The sequence below is a fragment of the Campylobacter concisus UNSWCS genome, from assembly GCF_000466685.1.
In the GTDB taxonomy this organism is placed as follows: Bacteria; Campylobacterota; Campylobacteria; order Campylobacterales; family Campylobacteraceae; genus Campylobacter_A; species Campylobacter_A concisus_A.
In genome coordinates this window covers 23014-38614 of record NZ_ANNG01000029.1, presented here as the reverse complement: position 1 = coordinate 38614, position 15601 = coordinate 23014, and the positions used below count along the sequence as shown (strand labels likewise).

The window sequence follows — 15601 nt, the reverse complement described above, 5'->3', positions numbered from 1 at the left end:
TTTGCGTATTTTACTTAAATGAGCCTAAAATTTAGGTTAGTTAAATTTATTAAGCTTGCATTACATTTTTATCTTACGCCAAATTTAAGATCAAATTTTATTGATCTTGTCAGTTTTTTTCTCTTTTACAGGTGCATCGCCATAAAATGGATCGTCCTTGTAGCCGCAGCCACTAAGTGCAAAAAGAGCGAAAATTAAAATAAAAGATGATAAGATTGCCTTATGAAAGACGCCAAATTTATGATAGATGCTATCCACGAAAATCCTTTGTATAAAGAAAAATTAAGCATGGCAGACGAGTGCCGAGAGCTTCTGCGCCTCATGGGTAAAGCAAAGCGGTTTTACATAGCTTTTTGCTATGTTAGAGAAGGCATTTTAACCTTCGTTCTCACTCATCCCTCAGGGCTTTTGGAGCTTAGACGTGATAGTAGTATAAATGATATAAAAGGGTTATTAAAAACCTTTTGCAAATTTAATAAAAATAGCATTTTTGCAAGCGTCATCGAGCCAAAACCTCTTAATGAGATCAACTATATAAAAAACAAAAAAGAAGAAAATATAAGATTTATCGTGAGCAAATATCTAAAATTTTTCACGCCTCAACCTACGCAAAGGTCAAATTTCATCACTCCAGCAAGCAAAGGCGAGTTTAAAAATTTAGCCACAAATGAGCAAATTTATAAGAAATTTGAAGAGCTAAGAGAAATTCTGCTAAAGAAAAATGAGCAGGCAAGATGCTAATAGACGAGATAAGAACGCTTCCAAACGAGCCTGGCGTATATCAATATTTTGACGCTCAAAACAGACTTTTATATGTCGGTAAGGCCAAAATTTTAAAAAACAGGGTCAAAAGCTACTTTAAATTTACCCCAAGCCTAGCCCCAGCTGAAAAGCTAAGCCCAAGAATTTCAAAGATGATAAGCGAGGCTGTGCATCTTGAATACATCGTCACACCAAGCGAAGCAGACGCGCTCATACTTGAAAATTCATTTATCAAACAGCTTAAGCCAAAATACAACATCTTGCTTCGTGACGACAAAACCTATCCTTATATCTTTATAAATTTAAATGATGAATTCCCTAGATTTGAGATCACTAGAAAGGTGGTAAAAGGCTCAAATATACGCTATTTTGGGCCATATTTTAGTGGAGCAGGAGAGCTTCTTGAAGCGCTTTATCTAAATTTCAACCTAGTTCAGAAAAAATCCTGCATCAAAGGCAAAAAAGCCTGCCTTTTTTACCAGCTAAAACGCTGCTACGCCCCATGTGAGGGTAAAATTTCAAAAGAGAGCTATACCAAAATAGTCGCTGACGCCACAGCTGCTTTGCAAAATCCAAATTTGCTAATCGCCCGCCTTGAAGAGCTCATGCTAAACTACGCCAAAGCTGAAGACTACGAGCAAGCAGCCGCGACTAGAGATAAGATGCAGACGCTTAAAAATATGCAAACAAAGGTTGAGGTCGATTTAGCCAAGCTTGAGGACTTTGAGGCCTACTCGGTCGCTTGCGTGCACGATATGATCTGCGCAGTGAGATTTAGCGTGCAAAGCGGCAAGATAACAGGCGTAAAAACCGATATCACGCAGGCTAAAAACGCTCAAAAAGACGAGATAAACGAGGCTTATAAGCAGGCCATTTTAAAAAGCTTCATCGCTGGTCAGCCAATAATCAGCACCAAAATTTACGTCAATGAAAACTTTGAAGATAGCGAGCTGGTGGAGGAAATTTTAAACGAGAGATTTGGACGTAAATTTAGCATCACTTGCCCTAAAATAGGCGATAAGCGTAAAATTTGCGAGATCGCTACAAAAAACGCTGAAGTTAGCATCGAAAAATACCTAAAAACGCACGATAATGAGCTATTAAACGAGATAAAAGAGTATTTTAATCTAGCTCACACGCCTTACGTGGTCGAAGCCTACGACAACTCGCACCTTTTTGGCGAGGCAAGTGTCGGGGCGATGGTGCGCTATGAGCATGGCGAGTGGGCGAAGCAAAACTACCGCCACATGCATCTAAACTCTAAAAACGACTACGATCAGATGAGAGAGAGCCTCACTGCTAGAGCGCTTAGGTTTGATAAGCTTAGTCCGCCTGATCTTTGGGTTATTGACGGGGGCGAGGCGCTTTTAAATTTAGCCTGCGAAATTTTAGCAAGCAGTGGAGCAAACGTCGATGTGATCGCTATCTCAAAAGAAAAAATAGACGCCAAAGCTCACCGCGCAAAAGGCGAAGCGAAAGATAAAATTTACACAAAAAATGGCAGCTTTAGCCTAAGTACGAGCGATAAAAAGCTGCAGTTTTTCCAGAAAATGCGCGATGAGAGCCATAGATTTGTCATCAGTTTTCACAGAAAAACAAGGCAGAAAAACGATATGCAAAGATCAGTGCTAAGACAAGCTGGCGTTTCTGAGGGCAGTATCGCGAAATTAATCAGCTTTTACGGAAGTTTTGATAAAATCAGCGAAGCAAATTTAGACGAAGTGGCAAAAATAACAAACAAAAGCGTAGCAGCAAAGCTTTTAACGCTCAAAGAAGGAAATTTGAAGTGATAATATACGACAAAAACGGTCAAATTTTAGCGATGGGAGATATCTCTCTTGGTCTGCTTGAATTTAAAGATATAAGGGAGTTTTTAAGCGAGCATAAAGACATTGACGAGCTAGTTTTAGACTACAAAGAGTCTGGAATTTTTATAGATTATCTAGCTAAAAGACCAAATTTAAGAGTAAATTTAAAGACCAAAAACGGCAAAATTTTAAATGCGACGCTTAAGTTTTCAAAGATCAGCTCAGTAAAAAATGAAGAGTATTTTGAGCTTTTGATCCTCGATCAAACAGAAATTTACAGCCAAAACCAGCAAGCTGCGATAAAAGCAAAGACAAAGCTTCGCTTGCCAAATTTAAAGGTAGATGAAAAAGAGCTTTTGGATAAAGAAGAAGAGGTCTTAAATGAGAGCTGGTTTAGCGAGACTGCTAGCTTTTTAAATTTAAGCAAAAGCGAGTTTGCGACCTATCTTGGTATATTTTTAAGCAAGGCAAAAGACAAGATGATCTTTATCCAAAGTGCGGTGCAAGCGCGAGATACTAAATTTTTAGAAGAGAGCATAAAGATCTTAAAAGAGCCAGCGCTAAATTTAAAGATTACTCCACTTGTGGCAAATTTCGATGCGCTTCTTACTAGACCAAACAAGATCAAAAAGATCGCTCAGATAAACGAAAGACTAAGCGAAATAAGCACGCTTTGCAATAAATTTTCAAAAAGGCTTGGCAATGAGGGTTAGTAAATTTTTAGTTCTTTTGCCGATATTTTTGGCGGCTATGGCTTGCTTTTATAGTGGCGCGCTCTACTTTGATAATTTTAGGATCTCTTATGGCATAAATAGCGAGGTAAAAAGAGAAAGTTTAGTAAGAAGCGCTGCAGCTTCTATTATCTCAGAGAGAAAAGCCTACGAAAAATATAGTCAGACTAGGTCACCACAAGACGAAATAACACTAAGAAAAGCAAATGCTGCTAAAAATCTAGCTGTAAAAATATTTTTAAATAGTCTCTCCAACACTTCAGATGATACAAGGATGAGAGATAGGCTAAATGAAGTTTTAAAAAACGCAAATGCAAGCTGGGAGAGCTTTAACCTCTCGTTTTATAGCTTCGTTGAACTGGCAAATTCTGCGGCAACAAGTGGGCAAGTAGTGTTTAAAGATGTTGCTTTAGATATTGATATCAAGCGCTATATACTCTCTTTAATCAGAACCTATGAGCTACTTCAAAATGTAAATACCGCAAAAGAGCACATCTTAGCTGTGCTTATGGGTAAAGAAAAAATTACTGAAGGTTCGTTAAAACAAACTCTAAATGGCCTTAAATACAACGATATAAATGCAAATTTACTCCCAAGTGGCGATATAAAAGATAGCATAATAAGAGATATAGAAAGGCTTGACAATATAGAGATCTCTCAGGGCTATGACGAGATCCGCTTTAAGCTAAAACTAAACAATGAGCTAACACGTGATGAGATCTTGCAGATAAATAATTTTGAAAACAAAAGAGCTGATCTTTTTGGCAAGATAGCAAATCTCTTAAGCGACGGGCTAAAGAGGCAAAATGACAATTTTAGGATAAAGGTGCTTAGCCTAGCATTTTTGATGTTTTTTCTTTCATTTTGGCTCTTTTACGCTGGCTATAAAACATACATCTGGCTAAAAGATCTAGAAAATTTAAACCAAAAAATGAAGCTTGTAAGAGATGAGGTTTTAAAAAGGGGGGATAGAAATCCACAAAAATTAATAGAAAACTTCATCGCGCTATATAAAGAGCTACTTCAAAAATATGAGCAAGAAAAAAGCTTTGCAGCTATAAAAGATAGACTGCTTGTTAGGCTAAGTAAGAAATTTTATCAAGCAAAAGAGCAGATCTTTAGCTCGGTCGCTACCCTAAAAAAAGATGAAAATGTGGTAAAAAATGAGCTTCTTTTTGAAAATTTAGAAAAAAATAGCCAAATAATCGCGCTAAATTACAGCAATATAAAAGGCTTGCTTGATAGCAGAAATGGCGAAGTTGGACTAAATTTAAAGCCATTTAATCCACAAATTTTGTTTTCAAACATACTTGAAGCGCAGATACCTTTTGCGCAAGAGAAAAAGCTAATTTTCTTAACCTATCTTGATGCAAACATTAGCGACGAGCTAGAGGGCGATAGCGAGAAGATAAGCGTTATCTTTAATATGATCATGCTAGCCATCATAGCAAAGTGTGATAGATTTGCAAATTTATCAGTTGAGATACGAAACGCTAGTAATTATGCTGCGACAAGTGGAATTACTAGCGTCAATTTTAAAATAACCATAAATCAAATGTGCTTTTCTAGCGAACAGATCGATGCCCTGCAACTAGACGATAAAAATGAGATAATTGATGAAGATAGCGAGTTTTATCTAAGAATGGCACGCTTTTATCTATCTCTTTTAAACACACCTCTTGATATAAGCACTCTTGGCGGAACTGGCAATGAATTTAACTTTACAATAAACCTAAAAAATATCAAAAAACTACAGAACTTTGATATCGATGTCAAGTTAAAGATAGGATATATACCAGATATCAATACAAAATATAATGATTTTTTTGAGAGAACCTTAGAGAGCATGAGACTTGAATTTAAAAATATTATCTCATATCATTCAAATCAAGCAAAGAGTTGCGATATAGTCTTTACAAGACAGACTATTAATAAAAAAGCAAGCATAGAAAACGTTGTCTCTTTGAAAGAGCCGCTAACTCCGCTCAATATCGCAAGACTCATCTACACGCAAAAATATCAAGGTGCAAGTTTGTATGAGAAAGATACAACTTTCTTACTATGTGATGAAAATCCACTTAGTATCGAGATGATAAAGCATATTTTTAACTATTTTGATTGTGAAGTAGTGTGTATAGGTAACAAAAAAGAGCTTAAACAGGCATTACTCATAAATCACTTTGATGCTATTTTCATAGATGCATCATTTTTTGAAAACAATGCATCAAAATATGTAAAAGAATTAAGATCGTTACGGGATGAAAAACAGATATTAATCGCAATGACTTCAAACACCAAAAACATCTCCGAAAGAGAGCTCGTGTCGCCATTTGATGAGATGATCAAAAAACCATTTAGTAAAAATGAGTTAAAGCGAGTTTTATCAAAATTTGAAATAGATTTAAAGCCAAACAAAGAAAATGCAAGCCAAGAAGATGAAAATAAAACAGCAAAGAATAACTCAACCAACACTTTAGAGGAGATAAAAAATACAATAAAATAAAAGGAAGACTTTAGAGAGTTTTTAAGAAAGATTAAAAAAGATCCTATCAGTATATAAGCATAGAGCGGCTATATATTTGTAATGCTTATTTTATAAGATGAGAATTTATTAGCTCAACTATTTTAATCTAAAGTAATCGTTACAAAAAACTTAGCCTTAATTTCTGATCCTGCCGATCGCTTCAGCAAATTTTAGTTCTTTGTTTTCAAAGAGGTTGTACTCGATCGCATCTTTTTCGCTAAGTATGACGATGGTTGAGCCAAGCTCGAAATTTCCAAGACGCTCACCCTTTTTGATGTGCAAATTTTCATACTCATAAATTTGCGTGAAATTTGCCATCGCATTTGTCTGAATACGCTCATCAAAGCTAAATTTCATCTTGCCAACATTTAAAAACTAGGGTCGTTAGATAGGATAAATTTATCTTGGCATTAGTTATTCTTTTTAAAGCCAAACAACACAAATTTACTCTTGCATGTCAATTTACTACCTTTTAAATTTAATAAATTTTATCTATCTTTCTTTTGCAAATTCTTTTTATGATCCTTGTATGCCATAAAGCATGCACACATAAAAACAAAAATCGTTATAGCTAGGATTAAATTTTGTCCTGGCATTAGCTACCCTTTTATAATATCTTACTATCAGGCGAGTAGTAAGATACTATTATTAATTTTTTTATTCTTCTCGTATTAAGCCTATATGGACGCTTTTACCATAACATTTAGGATTTTCTCCTTTTAGTTTAAAAATTTCACCTTCTTTTTTGACATATCTTATTCTATATCCCATTAGATCACTTGGGTTTTGTAGAATATAGTATTGTTCGTTTCCATTTGCATCGAAGAATTTTACATGGTTTCCTTTTGGAGAATCTTCGCCCGGTCCTATTGGGAATTCTATTAGTTTATAATATACGTCTGCTTCAAGGTTTTCATATTGTTTTTTTGGATTTTCACATACTTCTTTTAGGCTGTGTGCTGTTCCTCCATCGCATCCGAGTAATGATAGTGCAACGATACCACTCAATGCTAATAATGAAACTTTTTTCATATACTGTCCTTTTATATTTTTTAGATTTAAGCTCTAAAAACAATTCATTTTTTCTAAATTTTCCTTGCGGAAATGAAAAATTTATGTTTTTCATCGCTTATTCAGCTATTTTATCCTTTTATTTTTAAAGTTTTCACTTGTGTAACTTAAATCTAAACCTCTTTTGCGCTGTTTTTAAAGACATTTACCACGCTGGCTCGTTTGTGGCAAATTTCAGCATACTCTTTCTCGCTTTTTGAGTCATAGACTATGCCAGCTCCAGCTCCGACAAAGACGTCGCTAAAGCCGTTTTTAGCTGGCACAAAGATGGCTGAGCGGATGAGGATCGCTACCTGAGCGTCGCCATTAAAATGCAAAAATCCAATACCCCCACCATAGATATTTCGCTCAAAAATTTCAAGCTCATTAATTATCTGCATCGCTCTGATCTTTGGCGCACCGCTTAGCGTGCCAGCTGGGAAGATGCTAGCTAGCACGTCAAAAAGATTAAGCTCCCTAGCGCACTTGCCATAGACGTCGCTAACAATGTGCATCACTTTTTCAAATTTCTGGATATGCATCGCATTTTTCACGACCACGCTCTTTGGCTCTGAGACCCTGCCGATGTCATTTCTTGCAAGGTCGATTAGCATCTTGTGTTCAGCCAGCTCCTTTTCGTCACTTAGTAGCTCATTTTCAAGTGCCTCATCAGCGTTTGCGTCGCCGCCTCTTGGTCTTGTGCCAGCGATCGGTGCTACAAAAATTTGCTCACTTTTCATCTCAAAAACAAGCTCAGGCGAAGAGCCAACCACATCGCCATAAGGCGTAGGAAAATGAAACATATATGGGCTAGGATTTGCTATGGCAAGCTTTTTGTAAAAATCCAAGCTACTCATATTCGTTGAAATTTCAAGTAGCTCACCAAGCACCACCTGAAAGACGTCGCCGCTTCTTATGTATTCTTTTGCCACTTCAACCATATCTTCAAAGTGTTTCTTTTCGCTACTAAGGTCAGTTTTTATGCTAAATTCACACTCTTTTTCGCCCTTATGCTCTGCCTTTAAATTTAGCAAAAAGTCATAATACCTCTCTTTATCTCCATAAAAAGTGTAAATTTTACTCATCTTATCAAAGTGCAGATATGCTTTAGCATCGGCGTAGATAAATTTTGGAAACTCATACTTTTTAGCCTTCTCTTCGCCGATATACTCAAAGTATCTCACGCCATCATAAGCAAAAACGCCAAAAAGTCCAGCAAAAGGTGCTAGCGATCTGTTACGATTAGTATCAAAGTAGCTTCTAAGCCCGTAAAAGTCCATATCCTTTTCGTCGATATATTCGCAGTCGATGCCGATTATCGTTTGCGTCTTGTCTTCAGCAAGGTAGCTATTTTTAAATTTCTCTCTGATCGCTTCGTAATAAAAAAGTGGTTGTTCTAAAAGCATATTTTTCCTTTTAAATTTTTATTGATTATAAAAAATTTTCGCTTTTACTTTTTAGAATTTTGGCTAAATTTTTAAATTTACGCCTTTTTTACTATTTTTTTAAGAGCCCCTTGGCTAAAATTTGCACCAGTCGAGGGAGAAAAAATGCTTTTTGTAGAACTATTTATAATCGGTATCGGCGTTGGTTACATCGCCGGGTTTTTTGGCATCGGTGGCGGCACGGTCGTCGTTCCTATCATGGTCGCCTTTGGATACGACGTGAAAACAGCCATTGGCATAAGCGTCATGCAGATGATCTTTAGCGCGACATTTGGCTCGTATCTAAACTACAAGGCTGGGCTTTTAAAGCTAAATCGCGGCGTCTTTTTGGGGCTTGGAGGCTTGGTTGGAGCTAGCTTTAGTGGCATCATCGTGTCGCACGCGCCTGCGCTTTTACTTGAGTCTATGCTACTTGCGACATTTGTCTTTTCGCTTATAAAACTATACTTTTCACCAAACAGCGACGGCTCAAATGCGAATAATTCGCTCTTTTTGCTATTTTTAGTTGGCGTTTTTGTTGGCGTTTTTGCCATTAGCATCGGCATCGGTGGAGGCGTCTTTATCGCTCCTATTTTGGTTGGCTTTTTACGTTATGAGCTTAAAAAAGCCGTTTCTATGGGCGTGTTTTTCGTTATGTTTGCAGCCATTGCTGGCTTCATCTCACTCTCACTAAATGGTCACATCTCATACGCTGAGGGCACATTTTTAGGACTTGGCTCGCTAATAGGCGCATACTTTGGCACCAAAAAGACGCAACATACCGACAAAAAAACACTTAAAAAATGGTTTTTGGTCTTTTACATAGCGATGATATGTTTGATATTAAAAGATATGTTTTTTGAGTAAGAGCATGGCTAAATTTGCCACGCTCTTTTTAAATTTCTTCAAAAAAGTAAGCTTCACTTAGTTTAAAAGCAAGCTCTTTTAGCTCATCTTCGCTTAAATTTACGCCCTTTGCGATCTCTTTAAGGCTAGCCTTGCCGTCAAATTTCAATGCAGCTTTGATCTCTTCAACGCTTAAACTAAGCTTGCCATTTAGCTCATTTGCCAAAGATATGACTGGCGAGCTAGCCTCCAAAAAATACCCAAGATACGCCGCAGCTCTAGGCTTTAGCCTAGTTTTTTTAGGCTCATAAGCAAGTGCAGCAAGATTTGAAAATGAAATTTTGGTGTTTTGATCGTTTAAAATTTCAAGTAGCCCCATAAAGGCTTCGCCCTCGCTCTCACCAAGTGCGGCCTTTACTTCGCTTAAATTTAGACTTTGCGGATAGGCTTTGCTTAAAATTTCTTGCGTTTTTGTCCTTGGCTGCTCACTAAAATATGCAAAATAAATCCTATCAAGCTCGCTCTCTCCAAGCACCGCGTCAAAGTCCTCAGCGCCACCAAGTCTTTCTTTGTGCGCGATGAGGCTCTTTCTAAAAGATCTATTAAACAAAAAGTCGTTTAGCTGCTCTTTTTTGATGCGAGTGTTGTAGCTTTGCTCGATGTGCGCGTCAAAGCGATATATCCCAGTCGAGCTTGCAAAGATGTCATTTAGTGAGGCGTCTATAACGTAGCAAAGTCCGTGTTTGTCGATGTGTTTAGCAAATTTATGAAAGTAAGTTGGCTCGTTACTAGCCTCCAAAAAGTCGTGCAAAATGTAATAATCACTCCCCTTTGCGATGATGCCTTGTAAGAAATTTAGCTGCGTTAAAAGTAGCTTCATGCTGTCTTTATAGACGACGTCGCTTTGGTTTTGCAGGCTAAATTTCAGATAATCCTGCAAGAAATTTAACTCATCTTTTATGTGAGAAAGCGCCTCTTTGCTCTCCTTGCCAGCGCTTGCAAAGAGCATGAAGTCTCTTAAGATATCAAGGCTCTTCCAACCCGGGTAGGTATTATAGGAGACGTAGGCGATGCCATCTTTGCTAAGTAGCGCCTTTATCGTTGCAAGTAGCGCGTCTCTTACGTTTGGGCTCACCCAGCTATAAACGCCGTGAGCGATGATGTAGTCAAACTCGCCAAGCTCTTTTATATCGTGCTCATTCATGTGCAAAAAGTCACGCTCAAGAAGGGTGAAATTTTCTAAATTCATCTTCTTTGCTATCTTGTTGCCCTCTTCTACTTGGTGGCTTGAGATGTCGATGCCAACGACCTTTGCCTCTTTGTGCGAAGCTGCAAATGGCAAGATATTGCCACCGTATGATGAGCCAAGCTCCAGCACTCTGGCATCTTTTAAATTTGCCGCCTTTAAACCTAGAAATTTAGCAACCGCCTCTATCCTAACTGGTGAGCAGTCGCTAAATGCAGCTGAGAAATAAGGAATTTCGTCGTAAGCTTTTTTTGCCTTGTTCATCAGCCGTGCTTTCTGGCAAATTCTCTCATGAACTCGCCAAGTTTATCAACGTCGCTTTGGCTAACGGCGTTGTAGATAGAGGCTCTTATGCCACCAAGATGTCTGTGACCTTTTAGCCCTAGCATGCCCTCTTTTAGTGCTTCTTCTACGAAAACTGGCTCAAGCGCATGATCTTTTGGTATGGTAAAGCTCACGTTCATGTCTGACCTGCTTGATTTTTTAGCGTGACCCACGTAAAAGCCATTTGAGCTGTCTATTATGCTATAAAGCGTGCTTGCTTTTTTGGCATTTATCTTCTCAACCTCGGCAAGTCCGCCAAGATCTAGCAGGTGCTGCATGGTTAAATTTAAAAGATAAATTCCAAAAGTTGGCGGTGTGTTATAGAGCGAGTTTGCCTCTACGTGCGTTTTGTAGCGCAAAAACATAGGGACGTTTTGGCTACTCACGCGATCAACTAGGTCTTTTCTTAAAATAACGATAGTCACGCCGCTTGGGCCTGCATTTTTCTGAGCGCCGCCGTAAAGCAAGCCGATACTGCTAAAATCAAGCGGTCTAGCGAAAAAATCACTCGAAGCATCGACAACAAGGGGCGATTTGGTCTTTGGCATAGCCTTATACTGCGTGCCGTAAATTGTGTTGTTTGAGCAGATGTAGGCGTAGTCGGCGTCATCGCTAAATTTAAACTCAGGGATGTAAGAGAAATTTTCATCCTCGCTGCTTGCTACGACATCTACATTTACGCCAAGCACTTTTGCCTCTTTGATCGCTTTGTTTGTCCAAACGCCGGTGTTTGCATATTCAGCCCTGCCACCTTGATATAAATTCATCGGTATCATGCTAAATTGCAAGTGTGCGCCGCCTTGCAAAAATAAAATTTCATACTCATCACCGATGCCATAAAGCTTTCTTATCTTCTCCATCGCGCCAAAGTGGATCTCCTCAAAGGTCTTGCTTCTGTGGCTGATCTCCATGATCGAGTAGCCCTCGCCTCTGTAGTCGGTAAATTCGGCCTTTGCGTGCTCTAAAACGTCTAGCGGTATCGCGCTTGGACCTGCGCTAAAGTTGATTTTTCTACTCATTTTTACTCCTTGATAATTGCTTTTTTATGTGTATTTTGCGAGATAAGCTCGATCTCATCATTCAAATTTAAATCCCTAAGATCAGCCCTCTTGCCATCTTTTCTAACCTCGATAAGCCCCTTTGTGCTCTCAAAAAAGAGCTCCCTCATCTCATAAGCCTTCTCTAGCGAGCCAAGAGCTGAGCTAAGAAGCAAGAGCTTTCTTTGCACGGCGTTTGTTAGGGCGTTTTGCTTGTTTGCCACCTCGCTAAATTTTAGCTCGATCCTAGCTTTTAGGGCGTTTGATGAAAATTTAGAAAGTAGTAAATTTAATAAATTTTGCTTCTTTGTGATCTTTAAATTTAATGCGCTATCAAGATCATCGCTGAGCCTGTCAAGATACTGAAAAAACGCCTCTTCATCAGGCAAAAGATCAAGCATGGCTGCACTTGGCGTAAGCGATCTGCGGTCTGCCACAAAGTCACTTATAACATAGTCGATCTCGTGTCCGATAGCGCTTATGACTGGCGTTTTTGTAGCGTAAATTTCACGTGCTAAGCCCTCATCGTTAAAGCACCAAAGATCCTCTTTGCTACCACCTCCGCGAGCCAAAACGATCACATCGACGCCGTATTTATCAGCCCTGCGCAAGGCTTTTATAAGCGAGCTTGGAGCACTTTCGCCCTGAGTTAGCGCGTCAAATATATAAATTTCACTTAGTCTCCAGCGGCTTCTTACCACCTTTAGCATATCCTGAAGTGCAGCTGAAGTGGCGCTTGTGACAAGGGCTATTTTTTTAGGTAAATTTGGTATCTCTTTTTTTGCGCTGATGTCAAAAAGCCCCTCGTTTTCGAGCTTTTCTTTAAGCTGCCTAAACGCAAGCTCAAGCTCGCCCTCGCCATCAGGTAGCATCGCGCTAGCCACCAGCTGATACGAGCCACTTGGCGAGTAGATGGTCACTTTGCCATAAATTTTGACCTTTAGTCCCTCTTTTGGCAGAAATTTCACCTTTTGGTTATTCATGCGGTACATCACGGCTGAGATGCTTGATTTTTCGTCCTTTAGCGTGAAGTACCAGTGCCCAGAAGCGTGCTTAGTAAGGCGCGAAATTTCGCCACTTACCTCGACGTAGTCAAGGGTTGCTTCAAGCAGTGCCTTTGCTTTTTCGTTTAGCTCAGATACGCTAAGCATTGATCTCTCTTACCTTTTTAGCGATAAATAACGTTGAAATGTCCATGCTAAAACCCTTGCAAAGCTCTATCTCAAAGCCAGCCTCTATGAGCTCGTCGCAAAAGCTCTTTGCGTCCAAGAAATTTTCGATCGAGCTTGGCAGATACTCATACGCCTCTTTATTTTTTGAGATAAAACCCCCGATACTTGGCAAAATTTTACTTAGGTAAAAATCTCTTAGCGCAGTTATAAAGCCCTTTTTCTGGCGCTTTGTAAATTCGAGCACGACGACGTAGCCATCTTGAGCAAGCACTCTATTAAATTCCCTAAGCGCAGCCTTTCGCTCGACCACGTTTCTTATGCCGTAGCTTATGCTTAAAATTTGAGCCTCACCGCTTGCAAGCGTCGTATTATCAGCGTAGGCCTCTATAAATTTAAAATTTGGAAATTTCGCTCTCGCCTCTTTTAGCATGCCGCTTGATGGGTCGATGCCAGTTAGGCTTTTCACCTCTACGCCAAATTCTTTTGCCATTTCACTCCAAAGCCCCATCATATCGCCAGTGCCGCAAGCTACATCCACGATATTTATGCTTTTATTTTTAAAAATTTCTAGCATATATCTGCAGGCAAATTTCCTCCAGCTCACGTCCACGCCAAGGCTTAGCACCCTATTTGCGACGTCATACGTAGGAGCGATCTGGTTAAACATATCAACTATTTTTTCTTGTTTTTGCATAAATTTTAGACCTTTATATGTAGTAAATTTTTAAATTTCGCGAGATTTTGCGAGTTGCTTTTATAAATTTAAGCCGTTTTTTTAGTATCTCTTCTCTGGTTTTGTAAATTTGTTTGTAGATTTTACTCTCTAGCTTTTCTTTGCCAGCAGCCTCTGGCAAGCGCTCTAAGATGCCAAGCCAGACGTCATAGTCTTGAAGCGCACCAAAGATCTCTTGCATATCTTTTAGCCGCTCTTCATACTTTTTAAGCCCGTCAAAATAAAAAATCTCACTCAAAAACTCGTAAGTGTATCTCACCTTTTTAAGCTCGATCCTGATCTTATGAAAGCTCTCGTTTGGGCAGTCTTGATCTAGGCTTTTTAACCTCTTTTGAGCCAAAACTAGAAGCGTTCTTAGCTTAAACGAGCCAAGGCGCGAAAGGCTTACATCAAAGAGCTTTGATCTATAAAACTCGCCCTCGTTTAAAAATATCTCCCACTCTTTTAAAAATGCGTAGTTTTCCTCATCGCTAAGGTAGCTTTTAACGTTTTCATACTCTAAATTTAAAGCCTTTTGCACAAAGTAAATTAGCTCATTTGCATGCTTTTGCTCGCTTAAAAAGCCAAGAAAGATGTCGAGGTCTCGCTTTTTGTTGGTTGAGTTTGCCAAAATTTTAAAATTCTCTCCAAAAAAGAGCGTCACTTTCTCATCAAAAACGCCGTTAAAAATTTTAAGTAGCGACCTAACTTTTCTTAAATTTACTCGCAGACTATGTAAAATTTCTTCGTCGTGATCTTGCAGATAGTCGCCCTTTAGCCTCTTTATCTCTTTAAAGATGCTTAAAAATAAAGCCCTTAGCGCCTCGCCGCTTTTTAAATTTGCAGCAAAATTTGGCGAAATTTCTTTGTTTTTAAAGACATTGTAGGCTCTTTTGTAGTCGATTTGTTCATTTTCATTTGCGTGAATGGCAAGAAATTTGTTTTTATATCTTTTATCGCAGGTGACATCGGCCTTACAAAACTGCTCCAAGAAAGCTGGCAGTTTAAAATAGACAGCCTCGTTTTCATCAGCGAACTCTATCTCAAATGTGCAAAGACCATTTAAGCTATCTTTAAAAACGTCGATGTTGCAGGGGTTATTATTTAGCCGAAAAATGTATCTATCTTTTGTGATTACCCGCCCGATGCGGTTTTTTAGAGCCTTTTTAAACTCTGCCTTTTCGCAAAATTCCTCATTTTCTTCTCTTATAAGATCTTTGCCAACCTTGATCGTTTTTATAAATTTGCCCTCTTCGCTTCTGAAGCGGATCTCTTCATTTTGCGTGATCTTGGTGTAAAACTGAGAAATTTCAAGGTGCTTAAAAACTACCCCAGCCTCTTTTAGAAAATCTAGAATTTGAGAATTTTTGAGTAAAAATTTACGCTCTATCTCCAAACCCACATTTTTCTCCGAAATTTTTTGTTTATTTTAGCGAGTTAGTGCTTAAAATAATGAGAAAAAAGCTAATTTCAGGCTTGTTTGAAGTGCTTTATGAAGAAAAATAAAAATTTATGTTGCATAATGCAACATAAATTTTGCCTTATCGGCAGTGTTTACAGCTCTTTACGCTAGCAACGATATTTAGGCGCTCGATGATGTTACCAATCTTTTTTTCAAGCGCTTCTTGGTATTTGCCAAGCTCTGAGTCATCATAGCTCATATCCTCGACGCTACCGCAGTTTTCGCAAACAACGTGGATGTGCGGATGCTCGTAAATGTCGTATCTCGCCTTTTGATTGACGATATTTACTTCAACCACTAACCCCTCGTCTTTTAGAGTGTTTAGGTTTTTATAGACAGTTGCGAGCGAAACTGATGGATTTTCTTTCAAAATTTCATCATAAAGCTCATCGATCGTTGGATGTGTATGACGATCAAGAATTCTCAAAACGCTAAGACGCTGCGGCGTTACTTTAAGCCCAGACTGTTTTAGCAACGATACATATTGCATAATTTTCCCCTAT

General features: G+C 38.7%; 14 protein-coding genes and 1 pseudogene. 5 read left to right on the top strand and 10 right to left on the bottom strand.

The window, feature by feature from the left end:
* Positions 1 to 90: 90 nt before the first annotated feature.
* Entirely contained in the window at positions 91 to 258 is a 168-nt protein-coding gene (locus UNSWCS_RS12370) for a lipoprotein (RefSeq protein WP_012001408.1), read from the bottom strand.
* On the opposite strand from UNSWCS_RS12370, the gene UNSWCS_RS06630 reads away from it, so the two are divergent.
* The 4 genes from UNSWCS_RS06630 to UNSWCS_RS06615 are packed head-to-tail and all read left to right on the top strand — an operon-like array spanning position 241 to position 5804.
* Positions 241 to 741 carry a hypothetical protein gene (locus UNSWCS_RS06630; RefSeq protein WP_021087875.1) on the top strand — a complete coding sequence of 167 codons (501 nt, stop codon included), beginning with the start codon at positions 241 to 243 and terminating at the stop codon, positions 739 to 741. The genes UNSWCS_RS12370 and UNSWCS_RS06630 overlap by 18 nt on opposite strands.
* Complete coding sequence (gene uvrC / locus UNSWCS_RS06625) at positions 735 to 2552, top strand: excinuclease ABC subunit UvrC (RefSeq protein ID WP_021087847.1); 1818 nt, start codon at positions 735 to 737, stop codon at positions 2550 to 2552. The genes UNSWCS_RS06630 and uvrC overlap by 7 nt, the downstream gene beginning before the upstream one ends.
* On the top strand, positions 2549 to 3283 hold the full coding sequence (locus UNSWCS_RS06620) for a hypothetical protein (RefSeq protein WP_021087861.1): 735 nt from the start codon (positions 2549 to 2551) through the stop codon (positions 3281 to 3283). Before uvrC ends, UNSWCS_RS06620 begins: the two co-directional genes overlap by 4 nt.
* Positions 3273 to 5804, top strand: coding sequence for a response regulator (locus tag UNSWCS_RS06615; protein WP_021087865.1), 2532 nt, complete (start codon positions 3273 to 3275; stop codon positions 5802 to 5804). The genes UNSWCS_RS06620 and UNSWCS_RS06615 overlap by 11 nt, the downstream gene beginning before the upstream one ends.
* 156 nt (positions 5805 to 5960) lie before the next feature.
* Here UNSWCS_RS06615 and UNSWCS_RS06610 read toward each other — a convergent pair.
* The 3 genes and pseudogenes from UNSWCS_RS06610 to UNSWCS_RS06600 form a co-directional block, all read right to left on the bottom strand.
* Positions 5961 to 6197 (bottom strand): annotated as a pseudogene (locus tag UNSWCS_RS06610) (phosphatidylserine decarboxylase); the annotation flags it as partial.
* A gap of 285 nt (positions 6198 to 6482) precedes the next feature.
* Entirely contained in the window at positions 6483 to 6857 is a 375-nt protein-coding gene (locus UNSWCS_RS06605) for a hypothetical protein (RefSeq protein WP_035143662.1), read from the bottom strand.
* A gap of 152 nt (positions 6858 to 7009) precedes the next feature.
* Positions 7010 to 8281 carry an anthranilate synthase component I family protein gene (locus UNSWCS_RS06600; RefSeq protein WP_021087848.1) on the bottom strand — a complete coding sequence of 424 codons (1272 nt, stop codon included), beginning with the start codon at positions 8279 to 8281 and terminating at the stop codon, positions 7010 to 7012.
* A gap of 144 nt (positions 8282 to 8425) precedes the next feature.
* Here UNSWCS_RS06600 and UNSWCS_RS06595 point away from each other — a divergent pair, with 144 nt between their 5' ends.
* Complete coding sequence (locus tag UNSWCS_RS06595; RefSeq protein WP_021087879.1) at positions 8426 to 9166, top strand: sulfite exporter TauE/SafE family protein; 741 nt, start codon at positions 8426 to 8428, stop codon at positions 9164 to 9166.
* A 28-nt stretch (positions 9167 to 9194) separates the two neighbouring features.
* On the opposite strand, the gene UNSWCS_RS06590 is transcribed toward UNSWCS_RS06595, so the two are convergent.
* The 6 genes from UNSWCS_RS06590 to UNSWCS_RS06565 form a co-directional block, all read right to left on the bottom strand.
* Complete coding sequence (locus UNSWCS_RS06590) at positions 9195 to 10655, bottom strand: class I SAM-dependent methyltransferase (protein ID WP_021087855.1); 1461 nt, start codon at positions 10653 to 10655, stop codon at positions 9195 to 9197.
* Positions 10655 to 11734: a phosphoserine transaminase gene (serC, locus tag UNSWCS_RS06585; RefSeq protein ID WP_021087877.1), complete on the bottom strand. Its 1080-nt coding sequence runs from the start codon at positions 11732 to 11734 to the stop codon at positions 10655 to 10657. The genes UNSWCS_RS06590 and serC overlap by 1 nt, the downstream gene beginning before the upstream one ends.
* 2 nt (positions 11735 to 11736) lie before the next feature.
* The gene (gene xseA / locus UNSWCS_RS06580) at positions 11737 to 12903 is read right to left on the bottom strand and encodes an exodeoxyribonuclease VII large subunit (protein ID WP_021087846.1); all 1167 of its coding nucleotides are present in this window, start codon (positions 12901 to 12903) and stop codon (positions 11737 to 11739) included.
* The gene (ubiE, locus tag UNSWCS_RS06575) at positions 12896 to 13618 is read right to left on the bottom strand and encodes a bifunctional demethylmenaquinone methyltransferase/2-methoxy-6-polyprenyl-1,4-benzoquinol methylase UbiE (protein WP_021087876.1); all 723 of its coding nucleotides are present in this window, start codon (positions 13616 to 13618) and stop codon (positions 12896 to 12898) included. Before ubiE ends, xseA begins: the two co-directional genes overlap by 8 nt.
* A gap of 13 nt (positions 13619 to 13631) precedes the next feature.
* Positions 13632 to 15038: a CHAD domain-containing protein gene (locus tag UNSWCS_RS06570; RefSeq protein ID WP_021087873.1), complete on the bottom strand. Its 1407-nt coding sequence runs from the start codon at positions 15036 to 15038 to the stop codon at positions 13632 to 13634.
* Between the two features lie 139 nt (positions 15039 to 15177).
* Entirely contained in the window at positions 15178 to 15588 is a 411-nt protein-coding gene (locus UNSWCS_RS06565; RefSeq protein WP_009294652.1) for a Fur family transcriptional regulator, read from the bottom strand.
* Between the last annotated feature and the right edge of the window lie 13 nt (positions 15589 to 15601).